Origin of the sequence: Pseudomonas sp. LJDD11 (assembly GCF_024584215.1) — a bacterium.
In the GTDB taxonomy this organism is placed as follows: Bacteria; Pseudomonadota; Gammaproteobacteria; order Pseudomonadales; family Pseudomonadaceae; genus Aquipseudomonas.
Genome location: NZ_JANJFL010000018.1, coordinates 107,559 through 124,375, shown reverse-complemented (window position 1 = coordinate 124,375; position 16,817 = coordinate 107,559). Strand labels below are relative to the sequence as shown.

Here is a 16,817-nt window from a genome sequence, read left to right as displayed (position 1 = left end):
GCCTGCACCGATTGGCTGTGCAGTCCCAGGTCTTTGCCGGCCCCGTTGGTGTACTTGTGAATGTCGAACGCTGACAGAAAACGACCGTGCTCACGAATCGAGCGACTGCTCAACTCGTTTACGTAGTTCCACACAAAATTCACAGCACGAGAAGCTTCACGCAACTGCGCTGCATGCTTGTCTCGCACTCGAATCTTGAGGGTTTTGGTCGCTTTCATTTCAGTCATGAAACACAGAATAGGGGCGGTTTTATGGATATTAACCCCTAATGAGCGCTTCGCTGTGGCGCTTTCATCCCCCACCTGAAGGAAGGGGCTTTTCGCGCCAGCTTGGTAAGCCCTCATTCTTCGAAAGCACGACGAAGTATGGCAACGACCTGCTCACGCCCTGGCCCGACAACCGGTGGTTTGGTCGGGTTCTCCCCAAACTCGCGCCAGATGAACAGGGTCAGTTCGGCACCGTCGGTCGTCGGGCTGGCAGCGGGAGGGTAATCGAACGCTCTGAGCGCCCGGTAGCGCTCATCCTTCCAGAACAGTTCTTCGACCCAGGCATAGACAGGGATGCAATGAAAATGAATAGGCCAGCCCGCCTCATGACCGTAACGGCTGATATACAACTGCTCAGGTTGCAACTCGCTCTGCATGATTCGCTGAACCTTGGCGAGCAGCACACCCAGTTCAGCCTGGGCGATCTCAGGCAAATCGCCCAAGGCACCTGCAGTTTTGGCACCGAGCATCAGATAGCCTGGCAGCGCAGAAGCCATGTGATGGTTGAGAACCCAGTGCCCGGTTTCAAAAATGATCAGGTGTTCAGGAATGTGCATCGCGGACCAGAAGGAGCTATGGGGTTGGCAGGATATCAGCAGTTGTTAGAGGGATGATGCCCAGCCGCATCGAACTGCCCCAGCCACCAGCGCAACCGCCAGGGTATGATTTGCACCTCGGCGCGAATGCCCGCTTTGGCGTAAGGATCTTCTGCCTCGAAGCGCTCAGCCTCTTGCCGGTCTTCGGTGTCGATCAACGAAGCCCCGCCGATGATCCGGGTGCCAGAGTCATCCAGCAGCGCGCCAGAAGACAGCAGCTTATTGCCATAGGCCGCCAGATACTGACGGTGCGCTTCACGCACCTGCTCGCGTGCCTGGTCTTTGCCCGGATGATCGTAAGCAATGATCAAATACGGCATAACGCGCTCCTTGTCGTTTCGGGTCGCCAGGCGGATCAGGCACTGTGCCTGTTACGGCCAGCGCTGACCAGCAAACCGGCCAGCCAGGCGGCCCCCAACAGCGGCCAGAGCATGAACGTCTGCCCGGTGATGACCAGCAGGATCGCACTGCACAGCGTGCCGCTGAATAAACCGGCCCAGGCCCATGTGGACCACAGTGGATAGGCGGATGATTTTAAAAAGTGATAGTAGAGCCGCCAGCCCGTTACGATGCCGAACCAGCCGCCACCGAGCAAAACCGCCAGCCCCACGCGGCGGAGCATGTCCTCGATAGACAGCACAGCCTCTTCAACGACAAAGGACACCAGCAGACCCAGTGCCAGCAGGCCATAGACCCCGGCCAACAGCGTCACCGGGACCATCACCACTATGGCCAGGGTGCGCAGCATCAGTACGCTCAAGAGGTGTCGCTGACTCATGATTGCGGCCGGTCATTGCCCTTGCTCATCGACGTTTTGCTCAGGAGTCGAACGCCCTGGGACCACGGATCAAACGCCAAAGCAAACCCACAGTCATGCCGGCCATAATCAGAAAAAACCAGAAATCTTTAATGAAATAAAGCAGAAAGGTGAGCGGGTCATCATTGAAAACCAGCACCTCTTTGAGAGGGTTTTGCCGGGTGCCTACGTGGGCAGTGAACCGCCCTTCGATCAGCCCCGAATACATTTCGGGAGCAATCAATAAAGTCATGGCGCCGCTGCCCAGGATACCTATCACGCAATAAAACCTGACTTTGTACTCCCGCATTACCCGACATCCTTGCATTAGAGGATGCCACTTTGACATCCCCCTTTTACACGTGCAACCGCACGCCAGACTCATGAGTAGCAAGCCGCGCCATCACAGCACTCTGGCAAAAATTCAGACATCCAGTAGCCCCACCAGCTGCGGATCCAGGCCCTGCCCGGTTACATCGATCAGCGCCACGGTCACCGGCAACTTGAAGCGTCGCGGCCCGGCACTGCCGGGGTTGAGGAACAGCCGCTCGCCGCGCCAGTCAATCAAGGGTTTGTGCGAGTGGCCGGTGATGACCAGTTTTATCGCCGGATCAAGCGGCGCAGGCACATCAGCGATATCGTGAACCAGCAACACCTGCCACGGCCCCAGATCGAACAGTGATTGATCCGGCAGGTTCTGCGCCCAGGCAAAGTCCAGGTCGTTATTGCCGCGCACCACATGCAAGGGTGCGATACGCGCCAGGTGTTCCAGCACTTCGGGCTTGCCGATATCCCCGGCGTGGATGATCCGCTCACAGCCCTGCAAGGCCGCCACGGCCTCGGGACGCAGCAGGCCGTGGGTATCGGAAATGACGCCGATTTTCATGGGTTCTCCATCATCAGGATCAACCGCGCCAGACCTCACGTTTGGCCAGGGCACACTTGAATTGCATATGGATCTCATCAGGCCATTCAAAGCTTGGATGGTCAAGTTGGCGCATGGTGGCCTTGATGAAAGCCTGCCCTTCAACACCGGTGCGACACACCCAGTTCAGGCCAATCACACGGGTGACCTTGCCTTCGTCGTTCACGCTAATGCGGTAGTCAGCTTCAACATCGCCACCAAACTCGGCCTTGAGGCGCAGGTTGAGCCGCTCGACTGTTGCACGGTCGGGCAGGCTGTTCGAAAACTGCTGGTAGCCGGTGTACATTCTCCAGGGGTACGACCAGTCGAGCCGGGTCCCAACGGCAAACAGTGCCACCAGCACCAAAAGAGTCAGTAACAAGCGCGTCCTGCGAGGCATAACGAAGTCTCCATGACAAAGACCTGGGTGTATCGGCTTGCGGCAATGGGGCTTGAGCGCTTGCGGATTTCATGAACTGGCTGCAGAAACAGGCTATCTTCACGCCCTCTTCCATTGCTGACAGGCAGCGTCGCTCTCTATGTCATCCATTCTGAAAAAACCGGCATTCGCCATCGTTGCCGGTGTCCTGTTCGTGCTGTTCGACCAGTGGGTCAAACTTGTCGCCCTCGCCCGCCTGCCCTACGAGAACTTTCGCTACGGCTCCGACAGCCTGTGGCTGGACGTCGCCCTGAGCCTTAACCCCGGCGCCTTTCTGAGCCTGGGCGCCAGTCTGCCGCCGATGGTCAAACAAGGCATTTTCATCGTCGGCGTGGGTGTGGTGGTGGCCTGGGCGCTCTGGTGGGCGTTGTCACGCTGGCAGGCTGCACCTGCCAAAGCCGCAGCGGTGTACCTGATTGCTCTGGGCGGTGCTTCGAACCTGTTCGACCGCGCCTGGCGCGACGGCCATGTGGTGGATTATCTGGTGCTGAACGTTGGCAGCCTACATACCGGCGTGTTCAATATTGCCGACATGGCGATCATGGTTGGTGCGCTGTATCTGCTATTCGAAGGCTTCGGCAAACCCCGTACAGCCTGAGTCAGGAAACCCGGTACACCTTGGGCCCAGCCTGACAGACCCGGTTTCTGCCCTGCTGCTTGGCCTGGTACAGCAACTGATCGGCGAGTGCGCTGCCGGGCAGCAGGATCACAAACTCTTCACCGCCGTAACGCGCGGCCAGCTGCCATCGTCATGATTGAGGCGTCGGCTGATCGGTACGATCAGATCGCCTGTCGTGCGGCTGGCGACAATCGGTCCCGGTGCCAGATGAAGTAGTCGCGGTCGCTGTTGTTGCGGCTGCTCTGGGTCTGGGTGAACGAGTTGGCGATCCAGTTGCCGTGTTCGTCATAGATGAACAGCCCCTGCACGCCCTCCACGTCCACCACGTTGCGGGCCATCAGTTGCGAAAGACGCAGCCGCTGCGGCGCCCCCCAGCCATCGACCTCGATGCGTTCAGCAATGTTCTTCAGAGTGCTGTCAGCCTGGCGCACGGTGTCGGTCGCGTGTTGCTCGGCCGCCCGGACGATGTTGAACACTGCACTGCGGGCATTGGCCAGACGCTCATCCGCCGACTGTTTGACCTGCCAGAGCGTGGCAAACAGCAGCGAGACACAGACCAGACAGATGAAGACCACGATCCACATCGACAGCGCTTTGGGCGTCAGGCGTCCAGACAGGAAGGCAGTTGGGTTCATAAATCGTCGTCAACGTTCTGGCAGTTACGCTACGCACTGCAGGTTTCATACCCTGCGGCATCTGAACGAAGACAAATCTGCGCACGCATACGGGCCTGTTGGCGGCTAATGTGCTGACGACTTCAAGAGCGATTATTTAGAGATTCGGCCCGGCTGAGCCTGAGAGAAAATGGCAGGGGCGGCTGGATTCGAACCAACGCATGGCAGGATCAAAACCTGCTGCCTTACCGCTTGGCGACGCCCCTGTAGCGACGAGTGCGAAACACTCTGCTGAAGATTCCTGCAAGCCTGTTTGGCGGGCTGTGCTGGAATGAGCGGCAATTTACCAACATTATTTACGTCTGTGAAGCCCTTTGTTTAAAAAAATTACTTTTAAAACAGCTGGTTACTGTTTAACCAGCTGTATGCACAGGCTTTCACAGGAATTTGGCCGCTGCGACCAGGCCAATCGCCCTTCAACTGACAGCGGGCGCCAGGGTCTTCTCGAACACCGCGACCCCGTCCAGATCCCTCAGGGTTACGGTCAGCGCGGCGCTTTGCCCGTCAATATTGACCTCACCGAAAAACTGAAAGCCGGCAAACGGCGAGGTGTTCTGCGCTGGTGGGGCCTTGTGGAATACCAGTTCCGGGCCAAAGGTCTTGTCCAGCGGGTTGGGGCCGAAGCTGCCAGCGTTCAGGGGACCGGCGACAAACTCCCAGAACGGGTCGAAATCCTGGAACACCGCGCGCTCAGGCTGGTAATGGTGAGCCGCGCAGTAATGCACGTCGGCGGTCAGCCATACGCAATCGCGAACCTGCTGGGCCTTGAGAAAGCCAAGCAGTTCGGCGATTTCCAGCTCCCGCCCGGCCGGTGCACCGTCCTGGCCGTTGGCAATGGCTTCCCAGCGCGGTACACCGGGGCTGACTTCGCCGTCCGGCACACCCAGCCCAATGGGCATGTCGGCCGCAATGATCTTCCACTGCGCTTTAGAGGCTTTGAGTTCGCGCTTGAGCCAGTCCAGTTGCTCGCGCCCTAAAAAAGCCGTGCCGGGGCCAGGCTTTTCGCTCAGGTTGGCGTCGTTGGCATCACGGTAACTGCGCATGTCCAGCACGAACACATCAAGCATCGGGCCATAGCCAATCTTGCGATAGACCCGCCCGCCGTTGTCAGCCTGCTGCAGGCGCATCGGCGCGTATTCGAGAAACGCCTGACGACCGCGCGCCGCCAGCAGCTTGATGTCCTTGACCTTGTAGCGGTCATCGAGCTGCTTGCCCGGTGACCAGTTGTTGGTCACCTCATGATCGTCCCACTGCCAGATCTGCGGCACCTGGGCATTGAAGCGGCGCAGGTTTTCATCGATCAGGTTGTAACGATAATTGCCGCGGTACTCGTCGAGGGTCTCGGCCACCTTGCTTTTCGCCTCGGTGGTGATGTTGCGCCAGATCCGCCCGCCTTCGGTACTCAGTTGCGCCGGCACCGGACCGTCGGCGTAAATGGTGTCGCCGCTGTGAATAAAGAAATCCGGCAGACGCAGGCGCATCGCTTCATAGATACGCATGCCGCCGATGTCCGGGTTGATACCAAACCCCTGCCCCACCGTGTCGCCACTCCAGACAAAACGCAGGTTGCGCCGTTGCTGCGGGGTGCTGCGCAAGTGGCCAAACTCCGGCTCGCTCAGCACACCGGACTGCGCATCCTCGAACTGCACGCGATAGAAGATCGCCTGATCGGCCGGCAATTCGCTCAGATCGACCCTGGCGGTGAAGTCACTGCGCGCATCGGCCAGCGCCGAGGCCAACCGGCGCGGGTTGCTGAACATGCTGCGGGTGTCCCATTCCACAATCAGCCGCGCAGGCCGGTCACAGCGACTCCAGACCACGGCACGGTCGCCGGAAATGTCGCCGGACTGCACGCCATCGGTGATCTTCGGTCGGTCCCGATTCGAAGCGATCACTGCCGGTGCCAGGCCCGGCAAGAGCAGACCGGCACCGGCCACTTGAATGATGCGACGGCGTGTGGGGTCGAACAGGGTCATGGAGAAGCCTCTTGCAGATGTGAGGCTTCACGCTAACAGCCAGGCTTGGCAGGGATGTGACAGTGTTTCGTTGCGCTCTGGCCTACAGGCAATACTGCTCAGATAAGCGCCGCAGCCTATGTGGGAGCTAGCTTGCTAGCGAAGACGGCGGCGTGTTCGCAGCAGATGCTGTGACTTTACCGGCCTCTTCACGTGCGACCGGAACGCCGGCCGGCTGCTCCCACAGAGACTTGCAGTGCCTAAACGCCCTCCCACAAGACCGCGCTCCCGACAATTACTCCGTCGGCATCTCGGTGTCGATCATCTCCGGCACCTTGGCCAGCGGCAACTGCCGCGCCTGGCCAGGTTGTGGTCCGCGCCTGGCCGGCAACGGCTCCAGCACCTGTGGGTGTCCGGTCTGCAAGGCGCGCTCGATGGCCGCGACCACCCGAACATCGCGCCAGCCTTCCTGGCCATCGGCCTCCGGTACTTCGTTGTTAAGTATGCAGTCAGAAAAATACGCAGTTTCACCGGCAAACTGATCCACCACCGGATGGGTGACCCTGCGGCTCTCGTCCTGCAAATGGGCACGGTAAGCAATGCCGACCCCTTCGCCGTAACCGAAACAAGGTGAAGCCTCGACCTCGCCTTCGCTACCGATCAGCTGGAAGCGCTCGCTGTCCGGCAGGCTGTAGCTGACCGTGAACTGCGCCAGGCGCTCATCCGGAAAGCGCAATGAAACGGTCACCGTGTCCCAGGTGCCGATATCACGGCCCGGCGTCTTGACGCCCACTGCACTGACCTCAATCGGCTCGGCCGCGAACAACTGGCGCACCATGTTCAGCGGGTACGGCCCCATATCCGGCACGGGACCTGCGCTAAAGCCATGTTGGGTACGGTGATTACTGAGTTTGACGGTCTGGGTGAAGGTCGAGGTAAACAGCCGAGGCACACCGAACTCCCCTGCCCGCACCCGCTCGATGATCTCCAGCGTGCCCGGCTCGCTGTGCAGCCGGTATGCGATCATCAGCTTGCTGCCAGTACGGTTGGCCGCTTCGATCATCGTGTGGCAGTCAGTCTCATTGGTGGCCATGGGCTTTTCCAGCAGCACATGGATGCCCGCCTCCAGAGCCGGCAGCACGAACTCCAGATGGCGAAAGTTGGGGGTGGCCACGTAGACCGCATCAATCTCGCCGGACTTGAGCAGCTTGCCATAGTCCTCATAACGGTAGGCCTTGATGCCATACAGCGTCGCCAGTCGATCCGCCTTGTCCGGGTCACCGGTCACCAGCGCCGTCAGCGTCGAATTACCGGTCTGGCCGACACCGGGCATGAATGCCCCTTGAGAAATCGAGCCGCCACCTACCACACCGTAGCGAATCTTGCCGTCTTCACTTGGCATCCTGACTCTCCTGGATCGCGGGCAGCCGGTTGGTTGCCCTGTCTTGAATGGGGCCAGTGATGGGCGGGGAAGTTCAGCGAATTTGCCGATGTAGAGACAAACAGGCCTTAACCCGTCCGGACAATTTGCAGGTTGTCCAAGTCGTAGATGTCACCGCCTTCCAGCGGGCTGCGAATGAACCCGATCCTGAAATTGCTGGACAGACGAGAGACCTGACCCGCTGCCATGGTTTGTTTTTCATCCGGATCAAACCCGGTACACAGTTCAGGTAAGCTGGCCACTGTTTGCCAGAAGGCAACAAGAAAGAGCCGAAAACGATCAAATACCTGACCTTGCAGAATATCGGCAACCTGCGAGGGAACAGCATTGGGTTGCGCAGAGGTGTTGAGCCAGTCAGCCGCAACGCGCTGGCCCTGACCTACAACAACGCCGGGATACTCGTAATCAGGAGTGAAGCTCAGATATACCGGTTCCAATCCCGAACTAACCGGGAAGACTGCAACATAATCGTCCAGCTGGGTTGCCGACAGGTCAGCACTCTCGACCTCTGGAACATCGCGGGGGGCAAAATTACCGCCGCGGGAAGTGCCTTGCGCTGCACCAACCCTTTGCGCCCATTGAGAATGACTGTACCAGAGAACCTCACGCTGACGGCCATCCGGGCAGTTCAGGCGCCAGCCCTGTTCCAGTTCATCCCACACGGCCATGCGAACCCTCACGCTGGAAGCAATCTCCGCCCCATCAGTACGAACGACACACACATTGGTTTGCTCCAATACCTCGCGCAGTCCGTTCCAGTCTCGTCCATACCGCAACGGGTATGTTGCAATGCTCACCCGGTAAGGCATCTCAACGTGCGCGTTCGCCAAAGCAAGACAGTGCCAATCCACACCCTCAGCAGGCATCAATTCGCGCAGAGGAACACTGAAGGCCACAGGATCGCCACAACCCGGCCTGCTATCGCTGAACCCAAGAATGCTGGCCATTAACGCATCGTCAGGCGCGTCCAGCTCCCACGCAAGTCCTGTTACAGCAGAACGAAGGCATCGACTGAGTATTTGCCATTGATCGTCAAATAACTCGAATCGGGTTGGTTCTGCGGCCAGTAGTCGAGGATGAAAGTCCATTCGGAAAAGCGGCGCAATCAGTGTCTGTCGCCCCCATGAAGGACCGGTTTTAGCCGCGTACGCCAAACGAACCAGATGATCTCGGGTACGCCTGAAAGTCACCTCTGCACGCTCATGCAACGACCGATGACGCTGTTCAAAGACTGCCTTGTGCCCGTGGTAACGTTGACTCGCCTGATCGAGAAGCTCCAGCTTTCGCTGCTCAAGATCCTGAGTGCCAATTTTGGTCCCCGCTCGCCGCGCCCAGTCCAAAGAAAACGCCAAGCGACCGCCTGCATGTTTATAGCGATTCAGAACACCGATGACTTTAGTGCGCAATTCATCCATATGATCAAGATGGCGCTCCGTCTGAGTAAAGATGTCTGCAGTCGCGGTCTTACTCAGGTCTGATGACAAGCGTTTGTCGGCCTCATCAAGCTGATGTTCATACTCGTTCAAACATGTCTGGGCGGCTGCCTGCTGGCCATCCAACTCGCCAACCTGAGCAACGACAAGGTCAAGCTCACGCTGAGCACGCCCCCTTGCATCCAGAGCAGTGTTACTGCCAACAGGTACATCGTCCTTGAATGCTTGCTGTTTTCGAACGCCATACCAGGCCTGAATCTCTCCCAATGCGGTTTCATTTTCTGAATAGGCATCCCGCTGATTTCGCGTATCGGGATAAAAAAGCAGGTCGCCCCCCCGAATATGGGCGGTCAGCCGATCAAAGTGTTCGATCATCAGATCGTGCTCATCAGCGACAACGTCAACGGCCCAGATTTTGTTCAGAAAACTTGCAAACTCTGCCCGCGTATAGTCTTGCAGTCGTTCCTTGAATTGCATGATTAAGTTCCCTTGGTTTATGTAGAGCCAACCCGTCGCTTGAGCCAGCGGCGGGGTTGTTCTGCGTTTTTCCAGATAAATGAGCTGCAATCCTGGAACGACTACGAATGCTTATCCATCAAGCTAAAAACAAGACCAAACACGTCAAGAGAAGCGTTGTACTGAACCACTACCTTTACACCAGGATATTTTTCATGGCCCAGCGCAAACGCCTCCCACCCACCGGTTTGGCCTAACGGATCGGGCATTTTGATGGGGCCTGTAGCCTCCAAAGGCTGACCTAGCAACTCGTGCACTTCAGCCTTAGACATCGCAACTTTGAAAGGCTTCGGCAACGCCCCGGTATATACGACCTGTTCAGGATATGTTTTCAGTAATCTGAAAACTAATGTATCGAAAACCTTGCCTACGGAGCGAAAGCTCATTGCTATACCGGGTGCCGGGGTGATGGAAAGAACATCATCGCCCTCAAACATTTCCAAAAGTGGCCCTTGGGTATGCACACCCTCGACATGGATGGCGTCTGACTGTTTCCCTAGCGAGCTTAAAAGCCCTTGTACCTGAGTGATATTCATCAGTAAAACCCCTTCTCCTTATAGGCCTGGTGCAATTGCTCGCGGGCGGATTCCAAGGCCCGCTCATCAAAACCCAGCTCCAGAAGCCCTGTTTTTATTGCATCAAAATTGCTATTAACACCCGCCTCTGGATCGCTTGCATCTTTTAACTGTTTTTCGACAGTATTTTTCCATCTAAAAGTTTCACTATATTTCTCGTGCACAGCCTTGGGAATGACAATACTGGGCGCGCTATTGGACATTTTCTTGACCTCTTCCGGAAGCAGGCCCGGATACCTCGTGCGAACCAACCTGATAAAAGCAGCCCGAGAAAGAATATGATCCACATCCAGGCCATCCCCCCTGCTGCGCCGCTCCAGCTTGTCATAAGGTCCCGTTTCCAGCACCTTGACCGGCTCGGCAAAAATCAGATCAGATGAAGGCAAATCCTCCTCTTCAGCGTACCCCGGAATCACCGTCGTCAGGTCCGCCGGATCCACAACCGGCAGTGGATCAACCTGTGAAGACAACGGCTCAATATCACTTCCGGAATGAACCGTCGGCTGCTGTGGCTCAGCCGGGGTTGTGGTTGCTCCCAATAACTCTGTGCCTGGGGCGTGCAGCGGTGTCCAGACAAGGTTGCCGCGTGCTGTAGGCCAGGACTGATAAGCCTGAGTGAAGCGCGCTACTCCGTAATCGCTGTCAGGCTTGGTCATTACCAGACTTGAAAGATCAAACGGATTGGCTTGGGCAGCCAACGTATCTTTCGCGCGGATTTCATAATGGCGGCGCTCGCCAACCCAATTGGCCTTGGGCGCATAAGGGGGCATCCCACGCAACATGCGTTTGACACTCAGCGGGTCAAAGCCTTCGTTGAGCAGGTCATCCTCAGCCAGTACGCGCCAGACTGACGCGTCGAAGGCTGACAACGAATGAAACTCACGCTGGCGTAACCGCTCGCCTACCTGTTCGGGTAATGCAGCGCCGGTGGGGCTATCGGCCAGCAGGCGCCAGCCTTTATCGCCTGGCACACCCTGCCCCATGACCACGCCGTAACCAGCAGACGGCAAGGGGAACGACAGATACAGCGGTGCCAATCCCAACTCTGGAGCAAAACACACAATGCAATCGTCAAAGCGCAGGTCAACACCCGCCGGCAACTCGGCAACCTGCAGTTCAGTGCCAAAAACGTGATGCTCCACTGGCAAGGTAACGGATGTGGCTGGCGCACTGTCCATCACCACTTGCCGCCCAGGCGGTGCTGAAACAGTGGCTTCGTCGATAGTGGTCAAGGGATGAGGCGCCGCCATGATTACCGGCACCTGAGCAGTGAAGCCCGGCCCGGTACTTACCACATGCAACTCAGTGCCTTGGTCCACAGGCACGAGCTTGATGCGTGTAGGCAAATCAATCGTCCCGCCTGCCTCAGCGATGGCAGGTAAATCGATGTTACTGGGGACTCCCATGACCTCGGCGTTGACGCCCATTCCTTGGGAAAAGCGGCGCCGCTGCTCGGGTGTCAACTCGCCGTTGCCCAACACCGGCGAGTACAAGGCAGTCGTCACGCCCAGCGCAACCGTCTGGCCTGCACGAATGAGCGCTACGCGCACCAACTCAGTAACCGCAGCTCTGACCTGCGCCTGCAATGCCTTGGCGGCGTCGTGCGCCAGCGCGGTATCACTACGACCGAACAAGATGGCGCCACTGCCGGCCATATCGACCGGGATGTACCGGATATTGGCGGCCTGCAGGCGTGTCTGCCGTATGACTTCTTCGACACGCTGGTGGTGTTTTACATGCTCCTCACGCTGACGTTCTTTCTGGCGAAGTGCGGCTTCACGCTGCTCTTGTTCCCGCCACATGATGGCGTCACGCGCATATTGCTCCGACAGCGCCTCAATCCGCTGCCTTAATAGTCGAATCGACTCGCCCAACAGTGCGTTTTCATGCGCCGCGATATAGGCCTGCTCCCAATTGCGGTGCAGATCGTGGGCGGCCTGAGCACTCTCACCGCTGCGCTGCTCCAGCTGCTGCCGATAATCCTGGCCGGTGCGATGCAAGGCATCATGCCCATCGAATGCCGATGCCAATGCAGCACGGGCCTGCAAAGCCGCTTGCTTGGCGGTCGCTACTGCGTCGATTTCGGCCTTTTTCTTGGAGATCAGGTACAACTGCCAGCGTTCGTTACCTGGAGTCTGCGGCGCCTTTGCCGCTGCCCTGATTTCTTGGTCGAGCTGTTCGGCAAGGCCGGCCTTGCGTTGCGCGTACTGGTCATCCAGCTCGGCACGCCTGCGCTCATGAACACTGTGCAATTGATCGAGCACGCTGCGATGTGCAGCCAACGCCTGCTGACGTTGCGCCTGTTGATGAGCGTCCTGCTCAGCCCTGGCGCGAGCCTCGGCTTCGGCACGCGCGCTGGCGATGGCTTGGGCTTTAGCCTTGGCACGCCGCTTAGCCTTCTTGCGGCTGCTCCCGCCGAAACCGCCGCTGAAGCCACCGCTGAAATTGCCATGGTTGTCAATACGGACACTCCAGCCTTCCCGGCCACTACCACGGCCGGGGACCGGTTTACCCGCCAATGCCTCGTCGTTATTGCCGGAGGTTGAAGAAGCACCGGTGGCAAACAGTTTGCCGATATGCTGGTCTGCCCCAAGCGCCTGGTCGGCATAACCGGGCACAGTACTGGATACGATAGGCTCAGCACTTTGGTCACTTCCTGAACCATTGTTTGAATGGCCTGTTCCTTCACCCTTGGAAGGGTCAAGAGGTTTTATTACCCACAGGTGTTTCTCTGGTGGATCATTATTTTCATCGCTCATACAGACTTCCTTGCGGTGGTGTATGACGATGTTTTACCGGCCAATACCCCGACTAATTACATAACTATTTACCACGTTGCTATTTTTAATCCTTCAGAAGAAGACCAAAACCAAATCCAGCACTAACGAATCATCACCAAACACAAAATCACCGAACAACCTCCATAATTATATATAATCCTTAGACCTTCCGATAAATGGACACACGTAACACCTAAGTCACTTCGAATTTGCGTCACCGACACATATGCAGTTCTTAAAGAAACGAACTATCTTTGCAAACAACAACGGCGCCCGAAGGCGCCGCGTTCATCTGGCACAGCCCGAGTACTCAAATATCCATGCGTTTAGCCTGCTCCACCCCGGCACTGCTCAGTTTGATAGGAAAGGTGATCTGCGGCTCGTCCTGTTCGGACGTGACCGGCTGACCATGGATCAGGTTACGTGCCTGCAAATCCTTGAGGGTTTGGGCGACGACCTTCTCACCCCGGTAGTTGTCCAGAATTTCCTTGCCCAGCCCGGCCGGGTGGGCGTGCAGTAAACGGGTAAGAACTTCGCGCTCCAGTTCGTTATTGCTCATAGCGACCTCTCTGGTTGCAATCGACGTTTGTACACCTTTGATGATCGGGTGCCACATCAGGTCTGACCCGAGCGGCCAACAGAGATTCAGACAGATTGCCGCAGGTTTGCCGTACACAGAAAAACGCCCGCAAATGCGGGCGTTTTCAAAGGCTCGGTTTCCGTTACCGGGTATTGCTGCCACGCAAATGCGCCAGCAGCACCTGCAGCGGATGCAGTACCACCTTGCCATCCTGGCGCTTGACCTGGCTGCGGCACGAGTAGCCGTCGGCGACCAGCCCGCCATCTTCGCCGTGTTTGGCGACCAGTGGCTGCCAGGACTGTTGGTAGATGATCGCGGAGGTCTGCACGTTACGGGTTTCGTGGCCGTAGGTGCCCGACATGCCGCAGCAGCCGCTGGGCAGTACGTCGAGCTTCAGGCCCAGCCGGCTATAGGCTTTCTGCCACAGACCGACGCTACCCGGTTCGTTGGTTTTCTCGGTGCAGTGCGGCAGGAAGCGGAACACCTGGCCTGAAGCTTCACGCTCCGGCAGTTGAGCATCGACCAGCCACTCCTGAGGCAGCAATACCGTGGGCGCCTGTTCGCCGAGGGTTTTGCTGTATTCCTGGCGATAGACCAGGGTCATCGCCGGGTCCAGTCCGACCAGCGGGATGCCGTAGGCCTGCAAGGTCCGCAGCGACTGGCTGTTGTAGGCAGCGGCTTTTTCGAAGGCGGCCATGAAACCCTGCACCTGCAGCGGCTTGCCGTTCGGCGCGAACGGCGCCAGGTACACCTGATAACCCAGACGGCTGATCAGTTCCAGCCAGTCGGCGGCCAAGTGAGTTTCGAAATACCGGGTGAAAGCATCCTGCACCACAATCACGGTGCGCTGGCGCTGTGCGTCGCTCAGCCGGGCCAAGCGTTCAGGGGTGGCGATGGCCACATTCCAGCGCGCGCAGGCGGCGCGAAAATCCATCAGGCTCAGCAGCGGGCTGTCGACCATACCGGCCACGCGTTCCAGCAGGTAACGAACCGGTTTGGCGGCCATGATGGCGTTGTACAGCTTGGGGAAGCGCGCCATGTACGGAATGGTGAATTCCAGCGAACCGATCAGGTAGTCCTTGAGCGGGCGCAGGTAGCGGGTGTGGTACAGCTCCAGAAACCGCGAGCGGAAGTCCGGCACGTTGACCTTGATCGGGCACTGCCCTGTGCAGGATTTGCACGCCAGGCAACCGGCCATGGCCTCGTACACCTCGTGAGAGAAGTCCTGCTCGCCACGGCGCCGGCCCAGGCTGTTGCGCACCTTGCTGGTCAGCCCGGTGAAGAAACTGGCCGACCGCGCCCGCACGCTGGCCGCCAGCACGTCGATGTTTTGTTCGCCTTGCAGGCGCAGCCATTCGCGGATCAGCGAGGCGCGGCCCTTGGGCGAGTGGATACGGTTGCGGGTAGCCTTCCACGACGGGCACATGGCGTCGTTGGGGTCGTAGTTGTAGCAGGCACCGTTGCCGTTGCAGTGCACGGCGCTCTCGTAGTGCTGCCAGACCCGCTCGTCGATGGTGCGGTCCAGGTCGCCACGCAGTTGCACTTCGTCAACCAGAGTCAGTTGCGCTTCGGGGCGCGTGGCCGGGGTCGCGATCTTGCCGGGGTTGAGCTGGTTGTGCGGGTCAAAGGCCGCCTTGAGCGCCTGCAACGACGGGTAAAGCTCGCCGAAGTAACCCGGCACATACTGCGAGCGCAGGCCCTTGCCGTGCTCGCCCCACAACAGGCCGCCGTGTTTCTGGGTGAGTGCGGCAACCTGATCGGAAATCGGCCGGATCAGGGCCGCCTGGGCCTGGTCTTTCATGTCGAGGATCGGCCGCACGTGCAGCACCCCGGCATCGACATGGCCAAACATGCCGTATTGCAGGCCGAAGCTGTCGAGCAGGTCGCGAAATTCCTGAATGAAATCGGCGAGGTTTTCCGGCGGCACGGCGGTGTCTTCCACGAACGGCTGCGGGCGTGCTTCGCCCTTGACGTTCCCCAGCAGGCCCACCGCACGTTTACGCATGGCATACACGCGGTTCACCGCCGCGCTGCCCACCGCCAGGGTGTGGCCGAGGCGCACCACCGAGGTATCCGTTTGCAGGTGTTCGATGAACTCGTGTACGCGGCGCTCGACGTCGTCCAGCTCATCACCGCTGAATTCGATCAGGTTGATGCCCAGCGTCGGGGTGTCCGGGTCAGCCGGGAAGTATTCAGCCACGCCGTGCCAGACGATGTCTTGCATGGCCAGCATCAACACCTTGGAGTCCACGGTTTCGATCGACAGCGGCTTGTGCGCCATCAGCGCCTTGGCATCGCGCAGCGCTTCCATGAAGCCGGCATAACGCACGTTGACCAGAATCGAATGCTTGGGAATCGGCAGCACGTTCAGGCGCGCCTCAACGATGAAGCCCAGCGAACCTTCCGAACCACACAGCACGCTATTGAGGTTGAAGCGGCCATCCTGCTCACGCAGGTGCGCCAGATCGTAGCCGGTCAGGCAACGGTTGAGCGGCGGAAAAATGTCCTTGATCAGTTGCGCCTTTTCATCGGCGATACCCTGGGCGCAGCGGTAAACCTCGGCGGCACGGCCGCTGCCGGCTTTGGCGGTGTTGAGGGTGTCTTCGTCGATCACATGGCTGTACACCGAGCCGCCGCCGAGCAGGACGGTGTCCAGGTCCAGCACGTGGTCACGGGTCTTGCCATAGGTGCAACTGCCCTGGCCGCTGGCGTCGGTGTTGATCATGCCGCCGATGGTGGCGCGGTTGGAAGTCGACAGTTCAGGGGCAAAGAACAGCCCGTGGGGCTTGAGCGTCGCGTTGAGCTGGTCTTTGACCACCCCGGTCTGGACCCGTACCCAGCGCTCTTCGACGTTGATTTCCAGAATCCGGTTCATGTGCCGCGACAGGTCGACCACCAGCCCGTCGGTCAGTGACTGGCCGTTGGTGCCGGTGCCGCCGCCGCGTGGGGTGAGGACGATCTGCTGGAATTCCGGGCTGCCGGCCAGGCGGGCAACGATCTCGACGTCATCGCGATCACGGGGAAATACCGCTGCCTGGGGCAGGCGCTGATAGATCGAGTTATCAGTGCCCAGTACGGTACGTGAGCCATGATCCCTGGCAATTTCTCCGGCAAAGCCTGACTGGCCAAGGGCGGTAAGGAAGCGCTCGTATAGATCGGCCTGTCCGGTGACGGGTTTGAGCTGGGCAATCATGGCGGTATTTCCTGATGCTAAGACTTTTTATATGCAGAACACGTAGCCCG

General features: G+C 58.6%; 15 protein-coding genes, 1 tRNA gene and 1 pseudogene. 1 reads left to right on the top strand and 16 read right to left on the bottom strand.

Annotation, left to right across the window (positions count from 1 at the left end):
* The 7 genes and pseudogenes from NRB16_RS19825 to NRB16_RS19795 all read right to left on the bottom strand — a co-directional run.
* Window positions 1-218 (bottom strand): annotated as a pseudogene (locus NRB16_RS19825) (RNA-guided endonuclease TnpB family protein); the annotation flags it as partial.
* A gap of 122 nt (window positions 219-340) precedes the next feature.
* Window positions 341-823 carry an HIT family protein gene (locus NRB16_RS19820; protein WP_253142272.1) on the bottom strand — a complete coding sequence of 161 codons (483 nt, stop codon included), beginning with the start codon at window positions 821-823 and terminating at the stop codon, window positions 341-343.
* Between the two features lie 35 nt (window positions 824-858).
* Window positions 859-1,182 (bottom strand): YciI family protein, encoded by a 324-nt coding sequence (locus NRB16_RS19815; RefSeq protein ID WP_257106755.1) that lies wholly within the window; start codon window positions 1,180-1,182, stop codon window positions 859-861.
* Between the two features lie 35 nt (window positions 1,183-1,217).
* Entirely contained in the window at window positions 1,218-1,640 is a 423-nt protein-coding gene (locus NRB16_RS19810; RefSeq protein ID WP_257106754.1) for a hypothetical protein, read from the bottom strand.
* A 40-nt stretch (window positions 1,641-1,680) separates the two neighbouring features.
* Complete coding sequence (locus NRB16_RS19805) at window positions 1,681-1,968, bottom strand: hypothetical protein (RefSeq protein ID WP_257106753.1); 288 nt, start codon at window positions 1,966-1,968, stop codon at window positions 1,681-1,683.
* Between the two features lie 114 nt (window positions 1,969-2,082).
* The gene (locus tag NRB16_RS19800) at window positions 2,083-2,544 is read right to left on the bottom strand and encodes a metallophosphoesterase family protein (RefSeq protein ID WP_257106752.1); all 462 of its coding nucleotides are present in this window, start codon (window positions 2,542-2,544) and stop codon (window positions 2,083-2,085) included.
* 19 nt (window positions 2,545-2,563) lie between these two features.
* Window positions 2,564-2,962 (bottom strand): hypothetical protein, encoded by a 399-nt coding sequence (locus NRB16_RS19795; protein ID WP_257106751.1) that lies wholly within the window; start codon window positions 2,960-2,962, stop codon window positions 2,564-2,566.
* Between the two features lie 139 nt (window positions 2,963-3,101).
* On the opposite strand from NRB16_RS19795, the gene NRB16_RS19790 reads away from it, so the two are divergent.
* Window positions 3,102-3,599, top strand: a complete 498-nt coding sequence (locus NRB16_RS19790; protein WP_257106750.1) for a signal peptidase II — start codon at window positions 3,102-3,104, stop codon at window positions 3,597-3,599.
* Window positions 3,600-3,781: 182 nt separating this feature from the next.
* On the opposite strand, the gene NRB16_RS19785 is transcribed toward NRB16_RS19790, so the two are convergent.
* The 9 genes from NRB16_RS19785 to NRB16_RS19745 form a co-directional block, all read right to left on the bottom strand.
* The gene (locus NRB16_RS19785; RefSeq protein ID WP_257106749.1) at window positions 3,782-4,255 is read right to left on the bottom strand and encodes a hypothetical protein; all 474 of its coding nucleotides are present in this window, start codon (window positions 4,253-4,255) and stop codon (window positions 3,782-3,784) included.
* A gap of 170 nt (window positions 4,256-4,425) precedes the next feature.
* Window positions 4,426-4,500: transfer RNA gene (locus NRB16_RS19780), tRNA-Gln, on the bottom strand.
* A 210-nt stretch (window positions 4,501-4,710) separates the two neighbouring features.
* Complete coding sequence (locus NRB16_RS19775; RefSeq protein WP_253115820.1) at window positions 4,711-6,270, bottom strand: alkaline phosphatase; 1,560 nt, start codon at window positions 6,268-6,270, stop codon at window positions 4,711-4,713.
* A gap of 274 nt (window positions 6,271-6,544) precedes the next feature.
* Complete coding sequence (locus NRB16_RS19770) at window positions 6,545-7,651, bottom strand: Gfo/Idh/MocA family protein (protein ID WP_257106748.1); 1,107 nt, start codon at window positions 7,649-7,651, stop codon at window positions 6,545-6,547.
* Window positions 7,652-7,758: 107 nt separating this feature from the next.
* Window positions 7,759-9,600, bottom strand: coding sequence for an S-type pyocin domain-containing protein (locus NRB16_RS19765; RefSeq protein ID WP_257106747.1), 1,842 nt, complete (start codon window positions 9,598-9,600; stop codon window positions 7,759-7,761).
* Between the two features lie 101 nt (window positions 9,601-9,701).
* Window positions 9,702-10,175: a DUF6392 family protein gene (locus NRB16_RS19760; RefSeq protein ID WP_257106746.1), complete on the bottom strand. Its 474-nt coding sequence runs from the start codon at window positions 10,173-10,175 to the stop codon at window positions 9,702-9,704.
* Window positions 10,175-12,973 (bottom strand): S-type pyocin domain-containing protein, encoded by a 2,799-nt coding sequence (locus tag NRB16_RS19755; protein ID WP_257106745.1) that lies wholly within the window; start codon window positions 12,971-12,973, stop codon window positions 10,175-10,177. Before NRB16_RS19755 ends, NRB16_RS19760 begins: the two co-directional genes overlap by 1 nt.
* Window positions 12,974-13,304: 331 nt before the next feature.
* Entirely contained in the window at window positions 13,305-13,553 is a 249-nt protein-coding gene (locus NRB16_RS19750) for a hypothetical protein (protein WP_253115809.1), read from the bottom strand.
* Between the two features lie 163 nt (window positions 13,554-13,716).
* A complete protein-coding gene (locus NRB16_RS19745; protein ID WP_257106744.1) occupies window positions 13,717-16,767 on the bottom strand; it encodes an FAD-binding and (Fe-S)-binding domain-containing protein in 3,051 nt (1,016 codons plus the stop codon).
* Window positions 16,768-16,817 lie beyond the last annotated feature (50 nt).

What these genes read in the sequence shown, in the direction of transcription:
- NRB16_RS19800 (WP_257106752.1), bottom strand. Translation starts at nt 2,544, where the DNA reads ATGAAAATCGGCGTCATTTCCGATACCCACGGCCTGCTGCGTCCCGAG.
- NRB16_RS19770 (WP_257106748.1), bottom strand. Translation starts at nt 7,651, where the DNA reads ATGCCAAGTGAAGACGGCAAGATTCGCTACGGTGTGGTAGGTGGCGGC.
- NRB16_RS19745 (WP_257106744.1), bottom strand. Translation starts at nt 16,767, where the DNA reads ATGATTGCCCAGCTCAAACCCGTCACCGGACAGGCCGATCTATACGAG.
- NRB16_RS19755 (WP_257106745.1), bottom strand. Translation starts at nt 12,973, where the DNA reads ATGAGCGATGAAAATAATGATCCACCAGAGAAACACCTGTGGGTAATA.
- NRB16_RS19815 (WP_257106755.1), bottom strand. Translation starts at nt 1,182, where the DNA reads ATGCCGTATTTGATCATTGCTTACGATCATCCGGGCAAAGACCAGGCA.
- NRB16_RS19810 (WP_257106754.1), bottom strand. Translation starts at nt 1,640, where the DNA reads ATGAGTCAGCGACACCTCTTGAGCGTACTGATGCTGCGCACCCTGGCC.
- NRB16_RS19760 (WP_257106746.1), bottom strand. Translation starts at nt 10,175, where the DNA reads ATGAATATCACTCAGGTACAAGGGCTTTTAAGCTCGCTAGGGAAACAG.
- NRB16_RS19805 (WP_257106753.1), bottom strand. Translation starts at nt 1,968, where the DNA reads ATGCGGGAGTACAAAGTCAGGTTTTATTGCGTGATAGGTATCCTGGGC.
- NRB16_RS19795 (WP_257106751.1), bottom strand. Translation starts at nt 2,962, where the DNA reads ATGCCTCGCAGGACGCGCTTGTTACTGACTCTTTTGGTGCTGGTGGCA.
- NRB16_RS19820 (WP_253142272.1), bottom strand. Translation starts at nt 823, where the DNA reads ATGCACATTCCTGAACACCTGATCATTTTTGAAACCGGGCACTGGGTT.
- NRB16_RS19775 (WP_253115820.1), bottom strand. Translation starts at nt 6,270, where the DNA reads ATGACCCTGTTCGACCCCACACGCCGTCGCATCATTCAAGTGGCCGGT.
- NRB16_RS19765 (WP_257106747.1), bottom strand. Translation starts at nt 9,600, where the DNA reads ATGCAATTCAAGGAACGACTGCAAGACTATACGCGGGCAGAGTTTGCA.
- NRB16_RS19750 (WP_253115809.1), bottom strand. Translation starts at nt 13,553, where the DNA reads ATGAGCAATAACGAACTGGAGCGCGAAGTTCTTACCCGTTTACTGCAC.
- NRB16_RS19785 (WP_257106749.1), bottom strand. Translation starts at nt 4,255, where the DNA reads ATGAACCCAACTGCCTTCCTGTCTGGACGCCTGACGCCCAAAGCGCTG.
- NRB16_RS19790 (WP_257106750.1), top strand. Translation starts at nt 3,102, where the DNA reads ATGTCATCCATTCTGAAAAAACCGGCATTCGCCATCGTTGCCGGTGTC.